The organism is Actinomadura gamaensis, from assembly GCF_042652125.1.
GTDB classification, from domain to species: Bacteria; Actinomycetota; Actinomycetes; order Streptosporangiales; family Streptosporangiaceae; genus Spirillospora; species Spirillospora gamaensis.
The window spans coordinates 589926-608384 of sequence record NZ_JBHSIT010000004.1 but is presented as its reverse complement, the minus strand read 5'-3'; the positions used below and the strand labels follow the sequence as shown (position 1 = coordinate 608384).

Here is an 18459-nt window from a genome sequence, read left to right as displayed (position 1 = left end):
GTTTCGGTCAGGTCTCGTCCGGGGGGCATCCGCTGTTATAACCACTCGGACACGGACCGTAACCCCGTGAACGTCTTTCGCACAGCGAAATCGGTTCTCCGTAGGATTGGGGGATTCCCCGGGAGAGGAGACATCGGTGGCGGAGGCCGTACGGTCCCTGGAACGCGCCTTCGAGCTGCTGGAACACCTGGCGGACGGGGGCGGCGAGATGGCCCTGTCGGAGCTGACCGAGGTGTCCGGGCTGCCGATGCCGACGATCTACCGGCTGATGCGGACGCTCGTGAACCACGGTTACGTCCGCCAGGAGGCGAACAAGCGGTACGCGCTCGGGCCCCGGCTGATCCGGCTCGGCGACGGCGCGGGCCGGCTGCTCGGCTCGTGGGCGCGGCCCGCGCTGGCCCGGCTCGTGGACGAGGTGGGCGAGACCGCGAACATGGCCGTCCTGGAGGGGGACGCGGCGGTGTACGTCGCGCAGGTCCCGTCGCGGCACTCGATGCGGATGTTCACCGAGGTCGGACGGCGCGTCCTGCCGCACTGCACGGGCGTCGGGAAGGCCCTGCTGGCGCAGCTCCCCGAGTCGCGCGTGCGGGAGATCCTGTCCCGGACGGGCATGCCCGCCCGCACCCCGCACACCTTCACCGACGCGAACGCGCTGGTGGACGAGCTCGTGCGCGTGCGCGAACGCGGCTACGCCGTGGACGACGAGGAGCAGGAGGTCGGCGTCCGGTGCGTGGCCGTGCCCCTGCCCGGCGCTCCGACGCTTACGGCGTTCTCGGTGTCGGGACCGTCCGCGCGGATGACGCATGAGGCGGTGCTGGAGGTCGTCCCGGTGATGCGCTCGGTGGCCGCCGGGTTCGCCGCCGACCTGGACGGCGCGCCCCGCCCCTGACGCGAAAAGGCCGACGGCACGTGCCGTCGGCCTTCTTTCCGGGACGTCGGTCAGTCGACGACGTCCCCCACCACGACGTGGGGACGGCCGCCGCGCTCCCAGGCGATGAAGTCGCCGGCCGCGCGGATCAGGGCCGTCGCCATCCACAGCGCCACGCCGGTGTCGTCCACGACGCCGACGACGGGCAGCAGGTCGGGGATCGCGTCGATCGGCGAGATGATGTAGACGAGCCCCAGGGCCAGCAGGCCCAGCGTCCCGATCGACATGCCCTTGTAGTCGCCGCGCAGGACGGCCTTCAGCATCCGGGGCACGGCGCGGACGCGCTCGCCGAACCGGGGCGCGCCGTCCTGGAGCGTCTCGCTGTAGATCTGCCACGCCTGGCCGGCGGCCGCAGCGCCTCGCTTCCCGTTCACTCGCCCTCCCGGAGAGGTCTTGTGGGCGGTCTGTCCCCGCCCATCCTTATTTAAGACGCAATCGAGACCTATCTTGTTCCCTCGTCCGCCGGCCCGTCCGACCTCGCCGGCCAGCGGCAGGACGGTGATCGCGGGTGACACTTTGCTGTCTTTCGTAGACAGACTGTGGGGATTGGGGGGCATTATCCGCCGCCCGCTGGAAACATGAGACCAGGTAACTCCGGACTCGCGGGAGGAGCGCCGCCTCCCGTCCGTCCGCGGCACCGCGCGCCCTCCGGCCCCCTGCGGCCCCCGGACGCGCCGGTGTCCGCGCAGGCGACCGCCGCGACCGCGAGGAGCTGACCAGGACGATGACCGCCCCAGCCGCCAGCCCGGACCCGTCCCCGGACGCCGTCCGCCCGTCCGCCGCCCCTCCCGCCGACGCGCCGCCCCTCACACCCGCGCCGGGCACGAACGCGCCGCCCCCGGGCGCGCAGCACGAAGACACACGCGTCACCGACGCGCCGAGCACGGAGCCACCGAACGCGGAGCCACCGAGCACGAACACCCGGCCCGAAGCCGCGCCGGCCACGAACGCACGGCCCGCGAACACCCAGCGCGCGGGGGTGCGGGTGGGTGTTGGGGGGCGGCGGGACGGGGTAGGGGACGGCGGGGACGAGGTCGGGCGAGGGGGGCGGGAGTTGGCGCGGCCCATTCGGGGGACGGCTGCCGGGCTCGGTTACGTCGCGTTGCCGCCCACCGCGGTGGACGCGCGGGCGAGCGGGCCGACGCGGCTCGTGGTGGCGTGGCCCGGGTTCGATCCGCCGCGCGCGGCGGCGGCGATGGCGGCGGCGGTGCCGATGACCGGCGTGCCGACCTGGCGGGTGTACCTGGACCTGCCGCGGTCCGGGGATCCGGCGGGCGGGTTGCCGACCGGGCTCGACTCGCAGGTGTTCCTTTCGGACGCGGGCATCACCGCTTTCGGGACGGCCGTGGAGCAGGGCGCCGACCGGCTGCCCGCCGTCCTCGCGGATCTGCGCCGCGATCTCGGCGTCCCGGCGGGGCCGGTGGCGCTGACCGGGTTCTCGGCGGGCGCGGCGGTGGTGCTGCTCGTGCTCGCGCGGCGGGAGGTGCAGGTCAGCACGGCCGCGCTGATCGCGCCGGTCGTCTCGCCCGCGCGGGCGGCGCGTTCGGTGGAGAAGCGCGCGGGGCGGGAGCGCATCTGGAGTCCCGGCGCGATCGCGATGGCCGAGCGGCTCGACCTGTCGGAGCACGCCGCGCGGATCGCCGGGGCGGGCGCGGCGCTGCTGCTGATCGGCGGGGCGCGGGACCGGATCGTCCCGGCGGCCGAGGTGACCGCGCTGCGCGACCTGCTGTCGCGGTGCGGCGCGCCCACGGTGGAGTCGGCGACGTTCCGGATGGGGCACGCGCTCGCGGCCGAGCCGGGCCTGGAGGCGCGGGCGCCGATCACCGAGGCGGTCCGGGTGGACGGCGTGCTCACCGACTGGTTCCGGGAGCGGCTGGCGGAGCCGGCGTCCCGGTCCGCTCCGCCGGTCTCGCTGCACCTGACCGGCAGTTCCTCCTAGGCGGACGCCTCTCGACCGATCGCCCCGGTGGACGCTACGCTGATCTTCGACACCACCTAAACGGTTTAGAGGGTGTCGAGGAGGTGTGCGATGACTCGCCGGGTCTGGCTGCTGGACGCCCCGTCCAACATCGGGCTCCGCCCGTTGCGCGAAGGGCACGTCCCCGGCGCGCGCCATCTGCCCGAGGCGCTGCGCGCGCACGGGCTCGCCACGCGCCTGGACGCCGAGGAGGCCGGACGCGTCGAACCGCCGCCGTACGCGTCCGTCCCCGACCCGATCACGGGCTACCGGAACGGACAGGCTCACATCGCCTACACGACACAGTTGGCCGACCGCGTCGGCGAACTGCTCGACGACGGCCGGTTCCCGCTCGTCCTCGGCGGGGACTGCGGGATCCTGCTCGGCCCGCTGCTCGCGCTGCGGCGGCGCGGCGACTACGGCCTCGCCTACCTCGACGGGCACGCCGACTACGCCCCGCCGCGCGACCGCGCCAAGGCCCACGGCGTCCGCAACGTGGCGGGCTACGCCCTGCGCCTGGCCACCGGCCACGGCCCGGACGGGCTCACCGACCTGGACGGCCTGCGCCCGTACGTCGCCGAGGAGCGGACCGTCGCCCTCGGCTACCAGTGGGAACCGGAGGACCACCAGGACCTCGCGTCCGAGATCTTCGAATCCTCGGCGATCCCGAAGTTCTCCAGCGAGGAGATCCGCACGCGCGGCGCGAAGGCCGCCGCCGAGGCCGCCCTGGACGTCCTCGAAGACGCCGCGTCCGACGGCTTCTGGGTCCACCTGGACGCGGACGTCCTCGACCGCGGCGTCATGCCCGCCGTGGACTCGCCGAACCCGAACGGGATCTCCCTGGACGACCTCGCGGAACTGCTGTCCGTCCTGCTGGCGAGCCCGCGCGTCGTCGGCATGAACGTGGCGATCTACGACCCGGACGTGGATCCGGACGGCTCGGCCGGTGCGTCCCTCGTGGACGCGCTGACGACCGCCTTCGCCTCCTCGCGCACGCCGTGAGCCTCGTAGGTGCGCGATCTCGCGCCGGGAGAGCCGGGATCAGGCGCGGGAGAGGACCTCGTAGCGGACGGGGATGACGCCCGCGCCCATGCCGTCCACCTGCTTCATGGCGGCGGTGGACAGGTCCAGGCAGCGGCCTCCGACGTAGGGGCCGCGGTCGTTGATGCGGACGATGACCGACTCGCCGTTGTTCTTGTTCGTGACGCGGACCCTGCTGCCGAACGGCAGGGTCTTGTGCGCGGCGGTCAGCGCGTTGGGGTTGAACGGCTCGCCGCTCGCCGTCTCCTGGCCCTCGCCGTAGGACGACGCCTCGCAGCTGCCGGACGACAGCACGGTGTAGGCGCGCTTCTTGGGCTTCGGCTTGGGCGCATCGGTGGTCTTCACCGGCTTCGGCACGGGGGGACGCGTTTCACCGCGGCTGGCCCGGCCGGGGGTCGTGCGGGGCTGGTCCGCCAGGGGGGTCCGGCTGGTCGGGGGCTGGGTCGGCGGGGCGGCCGTCTGCCGCGCCTGCGCCGCGTCGGCGGAACCGCCGCTGCCGCCTCCCATCAGCAGTGCCGCCGCGCCGGCCGCCAGGACGGCGACCGCGACGCCCGAGGCGACGAGGATGGTACGGAGGCGGAACTTCGGGCGATGCTTACCCACGGAGAAGTCCTTCGTTCGGGGACAGGACCCCGGACACCCGGTGCGCCGCTTTCCGGGCGGATCCGCGCATGACGCGCACGCCGACGAGGATCTCTCTTCGTGGTCGCGCGTGCCCCGCGGGATCTGCTGCTACGAGGGATGCTCCGCCTCGTGGCCGGTTCTCGGCACCGATGGTTCGACGCGTCCGCTGCGGTGCGGATCGGGCGTCCGGTGGTGCGGCTCCCGGCCATCTTCAGTTGGATGAACAACAGCGATCTCAGATGGGGCCGCACACAAGTCCTTGACCGTACGGCGTGCCGCGCATGACGCAAGCGAAAGCCCGGACTTTGTGGGGTTTGTCACCATGATTTTGTCGCAGCGAAGTGGATCTAGTGCGCTGCGTCAAGATTCCGTGGGCCAATCTCGACGGGATAACAACGGTGTAATTCACTTCTCCGGACAGACGGACGGGACGCCCGCGCCGGGTGGGCGCGGGCGTCCCGTGGGTCACCCGAGGTGCGGTCCGGACGTCCGTCCGGAGGGTCGGTTCAGGCGTTGCCCGTCCCGTTCATGTGGCCGAACATGTCGCCCGCCAGCGGGCCGGACCAGTGGTCCACCTTGTTCAGCACGTCGTTCAGGGCGGGCAGCGGGTGCATCTGCGGCTGCGGCTGCGGCTGCGGCTGCGGCGAGGACGGACGGGTGGCCGCGGGCGCGGTCCGGACGCGCTCAACGTCCCCGCCGGACGCCTTCGGCAGGCCCGCCGGCAGGCCGCCGACCAGCGAGGTCACGCCGTTCAGCTTGCCGAGGACGTCGCCGCCGGGCAGCGGCAGGTCGGCCGGCAGCGTCCGCCGGCCGGACGGCCCCTGCGGACCGCCGGGGTTCTGCGCGCCGGCCGGGCCCTGCTGGTCGCCGGGCAGCAGCGGCGTGTGGGGCAGCGAGATGGGCAGGTTCTTCGCCATGCCGGTGACGCCGCCGAGGGCGCCGAGGACGTTGCCGACACCGCCGGCACCGGGCGCCTCGGCGCCGGGGACGTCGGCCCTGCGCTCCGCGGAGAGCGGAAGCCGCGAGGCGCCCGGCAGGGACACCGGCAGCATGTTCGGCGCGCCGGTCAGCTTGGACACCAGGCCGCCGACCGGCCCCTCCTCGGTCCGGGTGCGGGCGTTCGGCGGAGTGGCGGGCTTCATGGCGTCCATCGGCGGCATGAGCTTCGCGAACAGGCCCGGGAGCACGGGCAGCGCCGCCGGCAGGGCGACGGGGAACGACTGCGGCCGCGGGAAGTGGCCGTTCGCGATGCGCCGGCCGGACGGCCGGGCCGGACGGCCCGGCTTGGCGGCGCCGTTCGCGGCGTGCGACGCGCCCGGCCGGTGCGCCTCCTGCCGACCGGTCGGGCCGGTCGGGCCGGTCGGGCCGGTCGGCCCCGTCGGGCCGGTCGGCTTCGAGGGACGGCCCGGGTGCGCGTGGTGCGCGTGGTGGGCGTGGTGTGCCTGGTGCCCGTGGTGGTGCGCGCCCTGCCCGCTTCCCCCGGTCGGTCCGCCCGGGCCGGTGGGCCCGTTCGGACCCGTCTGGCCGTTCGGGCCCATCTGCCCGTTCGGCGTGGAGGGGCCGTTCGGCGCGGACGGGCCGTTCGGCGCGGACGCCCCGGTGGGCGCGGACGCCCCGGTGGGCGCGGACGGCGCGTTCGGCGCGGGCGGGTTGAGCGGCGGCAGCGGCACGTTCGGCAGGGACGGGACCGTGACCGGCAGGCTCGCCTCGTCCGGCAGGCCGAGCGGGGAGGTCAGCTGCTTCGGCAGGCCGAGGCGGACCTGCCCGGTCGGCGCGGGCTCGGCAGCGCCGGGACGCGGCGTCCGGACGGCGCGGCGCTGGTTCGCCCCGGCGGCGGCCGGGATGGCGTGGCGCTCGTTCGCGCCGGCGGCGGCCGGGATGGCGTGGCCGAGGCCGCCCGTGGCGTGGGTGAGCGACTGGGCGAGGTCCTGGATCGTGCCCTGGAGGCTGTACAGGCCCTCCGGGGCGGCGTCGGCCGGACGGGCCTGGCCCGTGTCGGCCGGAAGGGGCTGGCCGGCGTAGGCCGGGCCGGAGAGGCCCGCCAGCGCGACGGCGAGTGGCGCGAAGGCGGTGGCCCTGATCAGGTTGCGCGCGGATCGGTTCATGTTTCCCCCCGGGAATCGGATTGATCCTGCACTGGCGGGCCATCGATGCGGGCCCCGCTGTGCCGTCCGGTGGCGTGCACCGGTTTCCGAGCGGGGACGTTAGTACAGCCGATGGCCGCGCACACCCGATACACGAAGGAATTGAAGACGCGAGAAACGATCCAAAGGAAAGGCCTCGGCCCCGGAAGTCCGTCCGTTATTCCAGGACATCCGGCGGCATTTCAGCCCGCTTCACCAAGGCCATTTGGGAACTTCTGGGAGAGACGGCGAAGCGAGGACGCCGATCCGGCGTCCTCGCTTTTTACCGTCCGCACCCAAGCCCTATGTCGAGCCCAAACGGTCCCGCGGCTCGCCAACGGCTCGCCCGCGCCCTGCCCGCGGCTCAGCCGAGGCTCGCCCGCGGCTCACCAGCGACCCACCCGCGGTTCACCAGCGACCCACCTGCGGCTCACCTGCGGCTCAGCCGTCGCCCAGGGCGATGGCCTCGTCGACCTCGGTGCGCCGGGCGGCGAGTTCGCGCTCGTAGCGCTCGCGGTCCACGGCGTCGGCGATGTCCTCGTCCTGCTTCATCAGCGCTTCGAGGTCGGCCTTGGCGTTGTCGAGCACGCCCATGTCGAGGTAGGCCGCCTGCACCTTCTCGCCCCACAGCCCGACGTCCTTCACGCACGGCACGATCCGGCTGAACAACAGCGACTGGTAGAGGGTGTACATGTCGGAGTTGTCGACGTACTCCATGCACGTGTCGAGCGGCATCCCGAGCTGTTCGAAGACCTCCCGGCCCTTGAACCGGTCGCGCATCAGATAGCAGCCCTCGACGACGAACTCCTCGCGCTCGGCGCGCTCCTTCGTGGTGAGTTCGGCGTAGTAGTCGCGCAGCGCGAGCCGTCCGAACGCGACGTGCCGCGCCTCGTCCTGCATCACGTACGCGAGGAGCTGCTTGACCAGCGGGTTGGTGGACATGTCCCGGTACAGCCCGAACGCGGCGAGCGCGAGGCCCTCGATGAGCACCTGCATCCCGAGGTAGGGCAGGTCCCAGCGGGAGTCCTCCAGCGACTCGGCGAGCAGCTTCGCCAGGTCCTGGTTGATCGGGTAGTACATGCCGATCTTCTCGCGCAGGAACCGCGAGTACAGCTCCACGTGCCGCGCCTCGTCCATGGTCTGGGTGGCGGCGTAGAACTTGGAGTCCAGGTCCGGGACGGACTGGACGATGCGCGCCGACACGTTCAGCGCGCCCTGCTCACCGTGCAGGAACTGGCTGAACAGCCACGCTCCCTGGTGCCGTCCGAACTCGTCCCGCTCCTTCTGCGACATCTTGTCCCAGATGTCCGAGCCGAACAGCGGGTTGAACTGCTCGGGCAGGCCCGCGACGTTGTCCGGATCGACCTCCAGGTCCCAGTCGATGCGCTTCTGCGCGTCCCACTGCTTGTCCTTGCCCTTCTGGTACAGGTTCAGCAGCCGGTCGCGGCCGTCGTCGTACTCCCAGGTGAACCGGGCGTCGCCCGACATGGGCACGTCCCAGGTCTCCTTGGGGACGGGCGAGACGTAGAAGTCGTACGAGGTCATGCGTGCCAGCCTCCCGGGACGCGGCCGCCCGCGGGCCTCGGCGCGGCCGCGGGACGGCGCGGGGTGGTGCCGCCCACCGCTTTACATCCCTTCGTAACATGTAAAGCGGGCCGGGACCAGACCCCTTCGCGCCGTCCGGAATCGCCGCCGGCGCCATGACAAAAGTCATCGCGGGCCCGCGACAACCTTCACTAACCCCGTGACCAGCGCCTTCCTAGCGTTGGACCCATGGACGCCATCACCTTCACCACCGTCGCGAAGAGCTACGGCGAGGTCCGCGCGGTCGAGGCGCTCGACCTCACCGTCCCGGCCGGGCGGACGCTCGCGCTGCTCGGCCCGAACGGCGCGGGCAAGAGCACGACGATCTCCATGCTGCTCGGCCTCGCCCGCCCCGACTCCGGCCGCGTCGAGGTGTTCGGCGACGACCCGCTGACCGCCGTCGCCCGCGGGCGCGTCGGCGCGATGCTCCAGGACGGCGCGCTCGTCGAGGGCCTGACCGTCAAGGAGGTCGTCGGGTTCGTCCGCGGGCTGTACCCCGAGCCGCTGCCGCTCGGCGAGATCCTCGAAACCGCCGACCTCACCGAGGTCGCGGGACGGCGCGCGGACAAGCTGTCCGGCGGGCAGCGGCAGCGGGTCCGGTTCGCGCTGGCGATCGCGGGCGGGCCGAAACTGCTCGTCCTGGACGAGCCGACCGCCGCGATGGACGTCGCCTCCCGCCGCACCTTCTGGTCCAGCATGCGCGCCTACGCGGCGGGCGGCCGGACGATCCTGTTCGCCACCCACTACCTGGAGGAGGCGGACGAGAACGCCGACCGGATCGTGGTCATGGCGCGCGGGCGGATCGTCGCCGACGGCTCCCCCGCCGAGATCAAGTCCCGGGCCGGGACCCGGACCGTCCGGTTCACCCTCGGTGACCAGCCCGCCGCCGGGCTGGACCGGCTGCCGGGCGTCACCGGCGTCGAGATCCGCGGCACCTCGGCCGTCCTGACCAGCGCGGACGCCGACGCGACGACCGCGGCGCTGTACCGCACCGGGCTGACCGTCCGGGACCTGGAGGTCCGCGGCGCCGACCTGGAGGAGGCCTTCCTCGACCTCACCACCGACCCCGCCTGACCCGCATCCCCGTCGCCCCCGTTCCTCCTCTCGAAAGGCAACCCTCCGATGCTCGCCTACCTGCGCCTGGAGATCGTGCGGATGTTCCGCGACCGGCGCTTCACGTTCTTCACCCTCGCCGTCCCGGTCGGCTTCTACCTGCTGTGGGCGAACGTCTTCAAGAGCGACGGCCACGACGCGAAGACCGGTCTGGACGCGCAGACCTACCTGATGGTGTCGATGGCGTCGTTCGGCGCGATCGGGGCGGCGCTGTCGTCGACCGGGCAGCGGTTCGCGGCCGAGCGCGCGTCCGGCTGGCTGCGCCAGCTCCAGACGACGCCGCTGCGGCCGTGGGCGATCGTCGCCGGCCGGACGGTCGCCTCGATGTTCCTGGCGCTCCCCGCGATCCTGCTGGTCAGCCTGGTCGCCGTCGCGTTCGAGGGGGTCCGGGTGGATCCGGTGCACTGGCTGCTGATGGTCGTGCTGATGTGGGTGGCGTCGCTGCCGTTCGCGGCGCTCGGCATCCTGATCGGCAGCCTCGTCGGCCCGGACGCCGCGCAGCCGGTGACACTCGGGTGCTATTTCACGCTGTCCATACTGGGCGGTCTCTGGATGCCGGTGAGCCAGCTGCCGTCCGCGCTGCGCTCGGTGGCGGCGTGGACGCCGTCCAACCGGTTCGGGTCGCTGGGCTGGACGCTGGTGTCGGGGCACGCGCCGTCGGCCACCACGGCCCTGGTGCTCGCGGGCTGGACGGCCGGGCTGGCCGCGCTGGCCGTCCCGGCCTACCGGCGTACCATGCGGGCGAGCTGAACGAAGGGGACACGACGCGAAATACTGGACCGGAGCGACGCACCGACGGAAGCGAGCCATGAAGCGGCTGTTCAACGAGACGATCGACGGCGAGGACCCCGGGCGGTCCCGGCCCCGCCGCGCGTTCTGGGCCGCGTTCGGGCTGGTCTACAGCGTCCCGCTCGTCAAGATCGTCGCCGGGTACCACGGGCCGCGGCTCGTCCTGGCCGTGCTCGCGGTGATCGCGTTCGTCACGCTGTACATGGCGACGCCGCTGACGATGACGAGCTGGATGGTCCCGCCGCGTCGCCGCACCTACGTGCTGTTCGGGCTGTTCGCCCTGGTGTGCGTGGGGCTGCCGTTCGCGTTCGGCGCCGAGTGGGTCGGGATGCCGATCTACCTGTCGATCGTCGCGGCGATGACGCTGCCGCTGAAGATCGTCCCGTACGGGGTGGTCTCGGCGGCGGCCCTCGCCGCGCTCCAGTGCCGGCTGCTCGGCGTCGGCCGGAACGGGCTGCTGACCATCGCGATGACGGCGCTGTCCATCGGCCTGTTCATGCTCGCCTTCCGGCACGCCCGGACGCTCGTCCAGCAGCTGCGCGAGGCGCGCGCGGAGACCACCCGCCTCGCCGCGGCCAACGAGCGGCTGCGCATCGCCCGCGACCTGCACGACCTGCTCGGGCACAGCCTGTCGCTGATCGTGCTGAAGAGCGAGCTGGCGCGGCGGATGGCCCCGCGCGACGTGGACCGCGCGATCGCCGAGGTCAACGACATCGAGTCGGTCGCGCGCGAGGCGCTCCGCGACGTCCGCGCCACGATCTCGGGGTACCGCCGCCGCGACCTCACCGGCGAGCTCGACGGGGCGCGGGCCGTGCTGACCGCCGCGGGGATCGAGCCGGTCGTCCGCACCTCCGGCACCCCGCTTCCGGACGACGCGGACGGCCTTTTCGGCTGGGCCGTCCGCGAGGCCGTCACGAACGTCGTCCGGCACTCGCGCGCGCACCGCTGCGAGATCGCCGTCCGGCGCGAGGCCGGCGCCGCCGTGCTGACCGTGACCGACGACGGGAAGGCGTCCGAGGCGTCCTTCACGCCGGGGAACGGCCTCACCGGCCTCGCCGAGCGGATCGACGCGGCGGGCGGGACGCTGACCGCGAAGCCCCGGCCGTCCGGCGGGTTCGCCGTGACGGCCAGCCTCCCCCTGTCCCCCTCCGCGCCGCCGGGACCGGACGGGCCGTCCGGACCGCCGGAGCCGTCCGGACCGTCCGGACCTCCCGGTGCCGACGGCGCGACCTCCAGGCCCGCAGTAGGGTCTGCGTCGTGATCCGGGTGATGCTGGCTGAGGACCAGGGCATGGTGCGCGGCGCGCTGGCCACGCTCCTCGGGCTGGAGGACGACCTGGACGTGGTCGCCGAGGCCGCGGGCGGCGCGGAGGCCGTGCTGGCCGCCGCGCGCGAGCGGCCCGACGTCGCCCTCCTCGACATCGAGATGCCGGGCAAGGACGGGCTCACCGCCGCCGCCGAGATCCGCGCCGCCGTGCCGTCCTGCCGGGTGATGATCCTGACCACATTCGGCCGTCCCGGATACCTGCGCCGCGCCATGGAGGCGGGCGCTTCGGCGTTCCTGGTGAAGGACAGCCCGGCGCAGGAGCTCGCCGCCGCGATCCGCCGCGTCGTCGCGGGCGAGCGGGTGATCGACCCGAACCTCGCCGCCGCCGCGCTCAGCGCCGGCCCGAACCCGCTCTCGCCGCGCGAGCGGGACGTCCTGACGGCGGGCGCGGACGGCTCGACCATCGCCGACATCGCCGCCGGGATGCACCTGTCGGAGGGCACCGTCCGCAACTACCTCTCCTCCGCGATCAACAAGGTGGGAGCGCGCAACCGCATCGAGGCCGTCCACACCGCCCGGGCGCAGGGATGGCTCTGAGCTCCCGAGTCCCGGTGCGCCGGTCCCACAGGGTCATCGCGCTGCTGTTCGTGGCCGGTGTCCTCGCGGCCGGCTGCCACGGCGACCCCGGCACGATCAAGGCCGAGCCGGCCGGCCCGGCGCCCGCCGTGCCGCGCTGGGGCAGCCTCGGCTGCACCGGCGGGACGCTGACCACCGGGCAGCACGTCTTCCAGGGCCGCGGCTTCCTCGTGAAGACCCCCGACCGGGCCGGGCGGGACCCGCAGGACCGCGGCCCCGCGCCGCTGATCCTCGACCTGCACGGGCTGAACTCGTCCGGGTTCGAGCAGGCGATCTACGGACGGCTCGCCGACGCGGGCGCGGCGCGCGGCTTCACGGTCGTCGAGCCGGACAGCGCCCCCGGACGCACCGGCTGGAAGCTGCCCGGCATGGCCGAGGGCGACGCCGACATCGCCTACGTCGGCGCGCTGCTCGACCACCTGGAGAAGGGCCTGTGCATCGACCGGCGGCGCGAGTTCGCGGCGGGCTTCTCCAACGGCGCGGGCCTCGCCACGGCCCTCGTCTGCGGCCTCGGCGGACGGCTCGCCGGAGTCGCCGCCGTCTCCGGGCTGAACCTGGCCCGGCCCTGCCCGCGCCCGGCGCCGACCACGATCGTGGCGTTCCACGGCACGGCCGACCCGGTCGTCCCGTACCAGGGCGGCGAACCGTTCGGCGGGAACCGCGACCGGATCCCGTCCTGGATGCTCCCGGCGGACGGCTCGTTCGACCTGCCGTCGGTGAGCGCCTCGGCGACGGCCTGGGGACGCGCGCTCAGCTGCGACAGGACCGCCTCGGCCGAGCCCGCCGCGGGCGTCCGCCGGCACTCCTGGACGGGCTGCCGCCGCGACGCCCGCGTGGACCTGTACACCGTCTCCGGCGCCGGGCACGCCTGGCCGGGCTCCTTCCCCGTGGGCGCGGGGCCGTCCACGAAGAAGATCGACGCCACCGCCGTCACCCTCGACGCCTTCGCGAGCGGCGCGCCCCGGTGGCGCGGCCACCGCGAGTACCCGTACCCGTCGGTCAGCGGCGTCGGCGGCGACCGCGCCCCCTACACCGCCGCCACCCCCTGACCCGCGCCACTCAGCCGGCGGTGATGTGGTCGGCGAGGTAGCCGTGGATGAGCCGCTCGGCCTCGGCGAGGATCGCCGGGTCGCCGTCCGGGTCGCGGCGGAAGGCCAGCTTGAGCACGGCGTCGGCGGCCTCGACCGCGATCGCGAGCGCGGTGGCCAGCCCGGGCGTCTCGGCGACGCCGAACGTCTCCACGATCAGCTCGCGCAGCCGGTCGGCGACGACGGAGTTGTTCTCCGCGCCCTCGTCCAGCAGCCGGACGTCGGCCACGTCGCCGAACCGCAGCACCCGGAAGCCGGGCACCGAGCGGTGCATGCCCACGAAGATCTCGATGATCGCGCCGACCGTGTCGGACCAGTCGTCGAAGCCGCCCTGCCCGAGCCGCTCGGACACCCGCCGCTCGAACTCCTCCAGGTTGCGCAGCGCGAGCGCCTGCGCCACCGCCCGCTTGTCGGGGAAGAACTGGTAGACCGAGCCGATCGCGACCTCGGCGCGCTGGGCGATCCGGGTCGTGGTGAGGCCGTCGTAGCCGTCCTCGTCGAGGATCTCCGCGCAGGCGTCCAGCATCCGCTGCACGCGTTCGGCGCTGCGGCGCTGGGCGGGACGGCGGCGGAGCGGGGTTCGGATCTCGGTCACACCCCCCATTGTCTCCCGTCCGCGCCGTCCCCGGACATCACGCCGCGACGATCCCGGCCGCGCCCGCTTGCACGACCCCGGCCGCGCCCGCGTCCAGAATTCCGGTCGCGTCCGCGTCCACGAGCCCGGTCGCATCCGAGTCCACGAGCCCGGTCGCATCCGAGTCCAAGGTTCCGGGCACGTCCGCGTCCAAGATTTCGGGCGCGGACGCGCCCGCGGTGCCGCGGGCGCGGTGGGCTCGGCGGTACTCGCTCGGGGAGACGCCCATCTCGCGGGAGAAGTGGGCGCGCAGGTTGGGGGCGCTGCCCAGGCCGCAGCGGACGGCGACGGCGTCGATCGGGAGGTCGGTGCGTTCGAGCAGCTCGCGGGCGCGCAGGACGCGCTGGGTCAGCAGCCAGCGCAGCGGCGTCGCGCCCAGCTCGGCGTGGAAGCGGCGGTGCAGCGTCCGGACGGTCAGGCCCGCGCGGGCGGCGAGGTCGGCGACGGTCAGCGGGTCGTGCAGCCGCTCGACGGCCCAGTCCAGGACGGGTCCGAGGCCGTCGTCGCGGTGGGCGCGCGGGATCGGGACGTCCACGTACTGCGCCTGCCCGCCGGACCGGTGCGGCGGGACGACCATGTGCCGCGCGACCGCGGTGGCCGCCTCCGAGCCGAGGTCGTGCCTGATCAGGTGCAGGCAGAGGTCGATCCCGGCGGTGTTGCCCGCGCCGGTGAGCAGGTCGCCGTGGTCGTGGTAGAGCACGGACGGGTCGACCGGCACGCGCGGGAACCGGCGGGCGAGCGTCTCGGCGTGCTTCCAGTGGACGGCGCTGGCACGTCCGTCCAGGAGCCCGGCGGCGGCGAGGACGAACCCGCCCGAGCAGAGCGAGACGATCCGGGCTCCGCGCTCGTGGGCGTCGCGGAGCGCGGTGAGCAGCGCGTCGGACGGGTCGCGGTTCACGTCGGCGGTCGCCGGGACGATGACGGTGTCGGCGTCGCGGAGGGCGTCGAGGCCGTGGGTGGCGTGGACGCCGAACATGCCGGGCAGGTCGTGGTGCCCGGACGAGCCGCGCATCGGGACGTGCCGCGGCCCGCCTTCGGCGCAGATCCGCATGTCGTACCAGGGGCCCTCGTGTCCGAGCGGGGGCGTGCCGAACATCTGGCAGGGGATGGCCACCTCGAACACCGGCATGTCGTCCATCACGACGACGGCGAGAACGCGCATGGCAGGAATCTAGCGCATCGCGTCATTTCTGCCACTCGTCGCGGAAGGCCCGCCGAACGAGGCTTTGACCATGAACACCAAGACCCCTCTGGCGGGCGTGCTCGCCACACCGGCCCCGCCCGCCGCGCGCGCCGTCCCCTCCCGCCGGCGGTGGTGGGTGCTCGGCGTCGCGTCCGTCGCGCAGTTCCTCGCGATCCTCGACCTGTTCGCGGTCAACATCGCCTTCCCCGCGCTGCGGGAGAGCTTCGGCGGGGCGTCCCTCGCGGACGTGTCGTGGGTGCTGAACGCGTACACGATCGTCCTGGCGGCGCTGCTCGTGCCCGCCGGGCGCGTCGCGGACGACGCCGGGCGGCGGCGCGTCTTCCTCGCCGGGATGGCGCTGTTCGCCGTCGCGTCGGTCGCCTGCGCGGCGGCCCCGACGCTGGGGCTGCTCGTGGCGGCCCGCGTCGTCCAGGCGGTGGCCGGCGCGCTGCTGATCCCGACGTCGCTGGGGCTCGCGCTGCCCGCCTTCCCGCGCCGCGAGCACCCGACCGTGATGGGGATCTGGACGGCGGTCGCGGCGTCCGGTGCGGGCTGCGGCCCGGTCCTCGGCGGGGTGCTGCTGCTCGCCGGATGGCGCTGGATCTTCCTCATCAACCTGCCGGTCGCGGCGGCGGCGCTGGTCATGGGACGGCGGATCCTCGCCCCCGACACCCCCGACACCGCCGAAGCCAACGGCGGCGGCACGGCGGTGAAGCGCCGCCCGCTCGACCTCCAGGGCGCCGCGCTGCTGCTCGCGTCGGCCGGGACGCTGACCGCGCTGCTCACGCAGGGACCCGGCTGGGGCTACCCGTCCATCCCGACGTTCTTCTGCGGGGCGCTGCTCACCGTCCTGCTCCCGCTGCTGGCCGCGCGGCTCCTGCGCGCGCACGACCCGATCATCGACCCCCGGCTGTTCCGGAACCGGACGTTCGCGGTCGCCGTCACCGGGGTCTGGCTGTACTACCTGGCGTTCGCCGCCGGACTCCTCTCGACCACGCTGTACTTCACGGAGGTCCGGCACTGGTCGGCGGTCGAGGCGGCGCTCGCGCTCGCGCCCGTCCCGCTGGCCTGCATGGTGCTGTCACCGCTGTCCGGACGGGTCGTCGCGCGCATCGGCGGACGCGCCTCGGCCGTCCTCGGCGGGCTGACGCTCGCGGTCGGCGCGGCCTGGTGGGCGGTCGGCATCGACGGCGGATACGCGCCCGGCTACCTGCCCGGCGCGGTGCTGTTCGGCGCGAGCACGGCGCTGCTCCAGCCGCCGCTGTTCGGGGCGTCCACCGCGCTGCCCGGCGACCGGATCTCGCTCGGTTCGGCGGTGCTGATGACCACGCGGCAGATCGCGTCCGCGCTCGGCGTCGCCGTCCTGACGTTCGTGCTGGGCGACCGTCCGGTGCTCGCCGACTACCGGTTCGGCTGGTACCTCATGGCCGGCGCGGGCGTCGCCGCCGCCGTCGCCTGCCTGCGCTTCCGCCGCGACTGACGCGCCTTGGCCGAACACGGGCGCGAGCCGGCGGGGCTCAGCGCAAACCTGGAAGAGCGCCTTGGCCGGGCATGGAGGCGAGCGGACGGGGCTCAGCGCAGGGACTGGAAGAGCCGGCCGGCCGCGGGCTGCGTCCACTGGACGCGGTTCGGGTCGGCCGGATACGGCCCGACCGGAACGGTCGTGAAGCTGATCTTCCCGGTGTCGCCGATCCCGTTGGCCAGGTCGAACATCTGCTTCAGCCCGAGCCCGCCGTCCGTGGTCACGGACCTGGACGCCGCCCGCAGGAACGAGTACAGCCGGGCCGGATTGCCGAGCTGGCCGCGCGCCTTGTCCGCCATCGCCGTCATGAGCTGCTGCTGCCGCTTGATCCGGCCGAGGTCCGAGCCGTCCCCGACGCTGTACCGGGCGCGCGCGTAGCCGAGCGCCTGCTCGCCGTCCAGCTTCTGCCGCCCGGGGTTCAGGTGCAGCTTCGCCTTCGCGTCGTCGATCTTCGCCGGGACGGTCAGCTCGACGCCGCCGAGCGCGTCCACCATCGACTTGAACCCGGTGAAGTCGATCTGGAGGGCGTGGTCGACGCGCACGCCGGTGTCCGCCTCGACGGTCTTCCACGCGCAGGCCAGCCCGGCCTCGTTGAACGCCGCGTTGATCTGCCCCGTCCGGGCCGCGACGGTCGCGCCGCCCGCCGTCCGGCAGGCCGGGATCTGGACCATCGAGTCGCGCGGCAGGCTCACCCCGCGGACGTTCTTGCCGTCCGCCGGGACGTGGAACAGGACCATCGTGTCGGTGCGCGCGCCCTGGTCCTTCCCGTACGCGGCGTTCGCGCCGTCCCTGCTGTCCGAGCCGACGACCAGGATGTTCTGTGCCCGCGTCAGCTTCGCCGGACGCGGGCCGAGGTCCGCCGCGCTCACATGCCTGATGTTGCCGTCCACCTGGTAGTAAAGCCCGAACCCGGCGACCGGCAGCAACGCGACCAGCACTCCGAGCGGCACCAACCGCCGAACCCGCCGACGACGCCGCAACCTTCGCGTCCGGTAACCGTCGGACCGCCGGCCGGCCCTCTCCCGCACCAACCGCACGTCCACCCCACCCGCACCGGGCACGACGGACGCGGTAGGCGGAACCTCATGAGCGGCGAACGCCGCCGCGAACTCAGCGGACGCCTCGGAGACGACCGGTTCGGGGACGTCAGTGGCCGCGGCCGAAGCACCGGCGGGCACGGCCGAAGCGCCGGGACCCGCGGCCGAAGCGCCCGGAGCCGCGGCCGAAGCGCCGATGCCCGCGGCCGACGCGCCGGTCGGCACGGACGAAGCGCCAGTGGGCGCGGACGAAGCGCCGGTCGGCGCGGCCCAGGCGCCGGTGTCCGCGCGGACAGGGCCGTCCGGGGACGGCTCGCTCGGCTGAGGGACCGGCGGCCCCGCCCGGTGGCTGGTCATCAGGCTTCCTTCGTGTCGGTCGGACCGGCGCGTCGAGGGCGGCTCCGCGCGACGGTCCGGGCGCTGCCACCAGGCATGCGGGCCGGCGTCCACGACCGCGGCGACCGGCTCTCGCGGCCGGGCCACGGCCCGGCCGCGACGGTCCGGTCGGCGCCCGCCCCCGCTGGGCGCCGTTCAGGGCGGCGGTCTCCGCGCCACCCGTCCCGATAACGATCCGGGCATACCTCCTGTTCCAGAGGAATCACAAGAGATCGCCCGCGCCGCCGATCCCCCTTGGTACCCGCGCCATCGACCTTGGTCGCTGGTGACCGCCCCGACCTGCGGCGAAGCTGGCGGCATGGACGATCCGAAGACCTACGACGGGCTCCAGTCGATCGTGTTCTTCGCGGGCTTCTACGAAGGGCTGCTGCCGTTCCCCGCCAAGTACTTCGGCTGGAGGCCGCTGCTGTCCGTGCCGTCCCGCATGCCGTCCCCCGCCTGGTGGATCGTGGCGACGGCGGCCGTCATCGCCGCGGCCGTCCTGCTCGTGCTCCTCGACAACGCCAAGAAACGCCGCTTCCCCGACGCGTGAAGCCAT

At 73.9% G+C, this 18459-nt stretch carries 16 protein-coding genes and 1 pseudogene; 10 read left to right on the top strand and 7 right to left on the bottom strand.

Going from position 1 to position 18459, the window contains the following annotated elements; genetic code table 11:
- The first annotated feature begins 136 nt into the window (after positions 1 to 136).
- The gene (locus ACFPCY_RS16945; RefSeq protein ID WP_378256156.1) at positions 137 to 889 is read left to right on the top strand and encodes an IclR family transcriptional regulator; all 753 of its coding nucleotides are present in this window, start codon (positions 137 to 139) and stop codon (positions 887 to 889) included.
- A 50-nt stretch (positions 890 to 939) separates the two neighbouring features.
- On the opposite strand, the gene ACFPCY_RS16940 is transcribed toward ACFPCY_RS16945, so the two are convergent.
- Positions 940 to 1302 (bottom strand): DUF1232 domain-containing protein, encoded by a 363-nt coding sequence (locus ACFPCY_RS16940; RefSeq protein ID WP_378256155.1) that lies wholly within the window; start codon positions 1300 to 1302, stop codon positions 940 to 942.
- Between the two features lie 680 nt (positions 1303 to 1982).
- Here ACFPCY_RS16940 and ACFPCY_RS16935 point away from each other — a divergent pair.
- Together ACFPCY_RS16935 and ACFPCY_RS16930 are read left to right on the top strand one after the other, a co-directional pair.
- Positions 1983 to 2867, top strand: coding sequence for an alpha/beta hydrolase (locus ACFPCY_RS16935; protein ID WP_378256153.1), 885 nt, complete (start codon positions 1983 to 1985; stop codon positions 2865 to 2867).
- Between the two features lie 90 nt (positions 2868 to 2957).
- Entirely contained in the window at positions 2958 to 3887 is a 930-nt protein-coding gene (locus tag ACFPCY_RS16930) for an arginase family protein (protein WP_378256152.1), read from the top strand.
- A gap of 39 nt (positions 3888 to 3926) precedes the next feature.
- Here ACFPCY_RS16930 and ACFPCY_RS16925 read toward each other — a convergent pair whose 3' ends face one another.
- The 3 genes from ACFPCY_RS16925 to ACFPCY_RS16915 all read right to left on the bottom strand — a co-directional run bounded on the left by ACFPCY_RS16925 (position 3927) and on the right by ACFPCY_RS16915 (position 8218).
- Complete coding sequence (locus ACFPCY_RS16925; protein ID WP_378256151.1) at positions 3927 to 4529, bottom strand: septal ring lytic transglycosylase RlpA family protein; 603 nt, start codon at positions 4527 to 4529, stop codon at positions 3927 to 3929.
- A gap of 527 nt (positions 4530 to 5056) precedes the next feature.
- Positions 5057 to 6655 (bottom strand): hypothetical protein, encoded by a 1599-nt coding sequence (locus ACFPCY_RS16920; protein WP_378256149.1) that lies wholly within the window; start codon positions 6653 to 6655, stop codon positions 5057 to 5059.
- A 459-nt stretch (positions 6656 to 7114) separates the two neighbouring features.
- The gene (locus tag ACFPCY_RS16915; RefSeq protein ID WP_378256147.1) at positions 7115 to 8218 is read right to left on the bottom strand and encodes a ferritin-like domain-containing protein; all 1104 of its coding nucleotides are present in this window, start codon (positions 8216 to 8218) and stop codon (positions 7115 to 7117) included.
- 228 nt (positions 8219 to 8446) lie between these two features.
- Between ACFPCY_RS16915 and ACFPCY_RS16910 the strand changes: the two genes are divergently transcribed.
- The 5 genes from ACFPCY_RS16910 to ACFPCY_RS16890 are packed head-to-tail and all read left to right on the top strand — an operon-like array spanning position 8447 to position 13110.
- Entirely contained in the window at positions 8447 to 9331 is an 885-nt protein-coding gene (locus ACFPCY_RS16910; RefSeq protein WP_378256146.1) for an ABC transporter ATP-binding protein, read from the top strand.
- Between the two features lie 48 nt (positions 9332 to 9379).
- On the top strand, positions 9380 to 10120 hold the full coding sequence (locus ACFPCY_RS16905; RefSeq protein WP_378256144.1) for an ABC transporter permease: 741 nt from the start codon (positions 9380 to 9382) through the stop codon (positions 10118 to 10120).
- A 58-nt stretch (positions 10121 to 10178) separates the two neighbouring features.
- Positions 10179 to 11420, top strand: a complete 1242-nt coding sequence (locus ACFPCY_RS16900) for a sensor histidine kinase (protein WP_378256142.1) — start codon at positions 10179 to 10181, stop codon at positions 11418 to 11420.
- Positions 11417 to 12022, top strand: coding sequence for a response regulator (locus tag ACFPCY_RS16895; RefSeq protein WP_378256141.1), 606 nt, complete (start codon positions 11417 to 11419; stop codon positions 12020 to 12022). Before ACFPCY_RS16900 ends, ACFPCY_RS16895 begins: the two co-directional genes overlap by 4 nt.
- Before the next feature lie 14 nt (positions 12023 to 12036).
- Entirely contained in the window at positions 12037 to 13110 is a 1074-nt protein-coding gene (locus ACFPCY_RS16890) for a CE1 family esterase (RefSeq protein WP_378256140.1), read from the top strand.
- Between the two features lie 10 nt (positions 13111 to 13120).
- Here the strand turns inward: ACFPCY_RS16890 and ACFPCY_RS16885 are convergent, their stop codons facing one another.
- Positions 13121 to 13744: a TetR/AcrR family transcriptional regulator gene (locus tag ACFPCY_RS16885; protein WP_378256139.1), complete on the bottom strand. Its 624-nt coding sequence runs from the start codon at positions 13742 to 13744 to the stop codon at positions 13121 to 13123.
- 205 nt (positions 13745 to 13949) lie between these two features.
- Positions 13950 to 14945: pseudogene (locus ACFPCY_RS16880) on the bottom strand (GlxA family transcriptional regulator); the annotation flags it as partial.
- Between the two features lie 70 nt (positions 14946 to 15015).
- Here ACFPCY_RS16880 and ACFPCY_RS16875 point away from each other — a divergent pair.
- On the top strand, positions 15016 to 16446 hold the full coding sequence (locus ACFPCY_RS16875) for an MFS transporter (protein WP_378256136.1): 1431 nt from the start codon (positions 15016 to 15018) through the stop codon (positions 16444 to 16446).
- Between the two features lie 92 nt (positions 16447 to 16538).
- On the opposite strand, the gene ACFPCY_RS16870 is transcribed toward ACFPCY_RS16875, so the two are convergent.
- Positions 16539 to 17438, bottom strand: a complete 900-nt coding sequence (locus tag ACFPCY_RS16870; RefSeq protein WP_378256452.1) for an LCP family protein — start codon at positions 17436 to 17438, stop codon at positions 16539 to 16541.
- A gap of 781 nt (positions 17439 to 18219) precedes the next feature.
- Here ACFPCY_RS16870 and ACFPCY_RS16865 point away from each other — a divergent pair.
- Positions 18220 to 18453: a hypothetical protein gene (locus ACFPCY_RS16865; RefSeq protein ID WP_378256134.1), complete on the top strand. Its 234-nt coding sequence runs from the start codon at positions 18220 to 18222 to the stop codon at positions 18451 to 18453.
- Positions 18454 to 18459 lie beyond the last annotated feature (6 nt).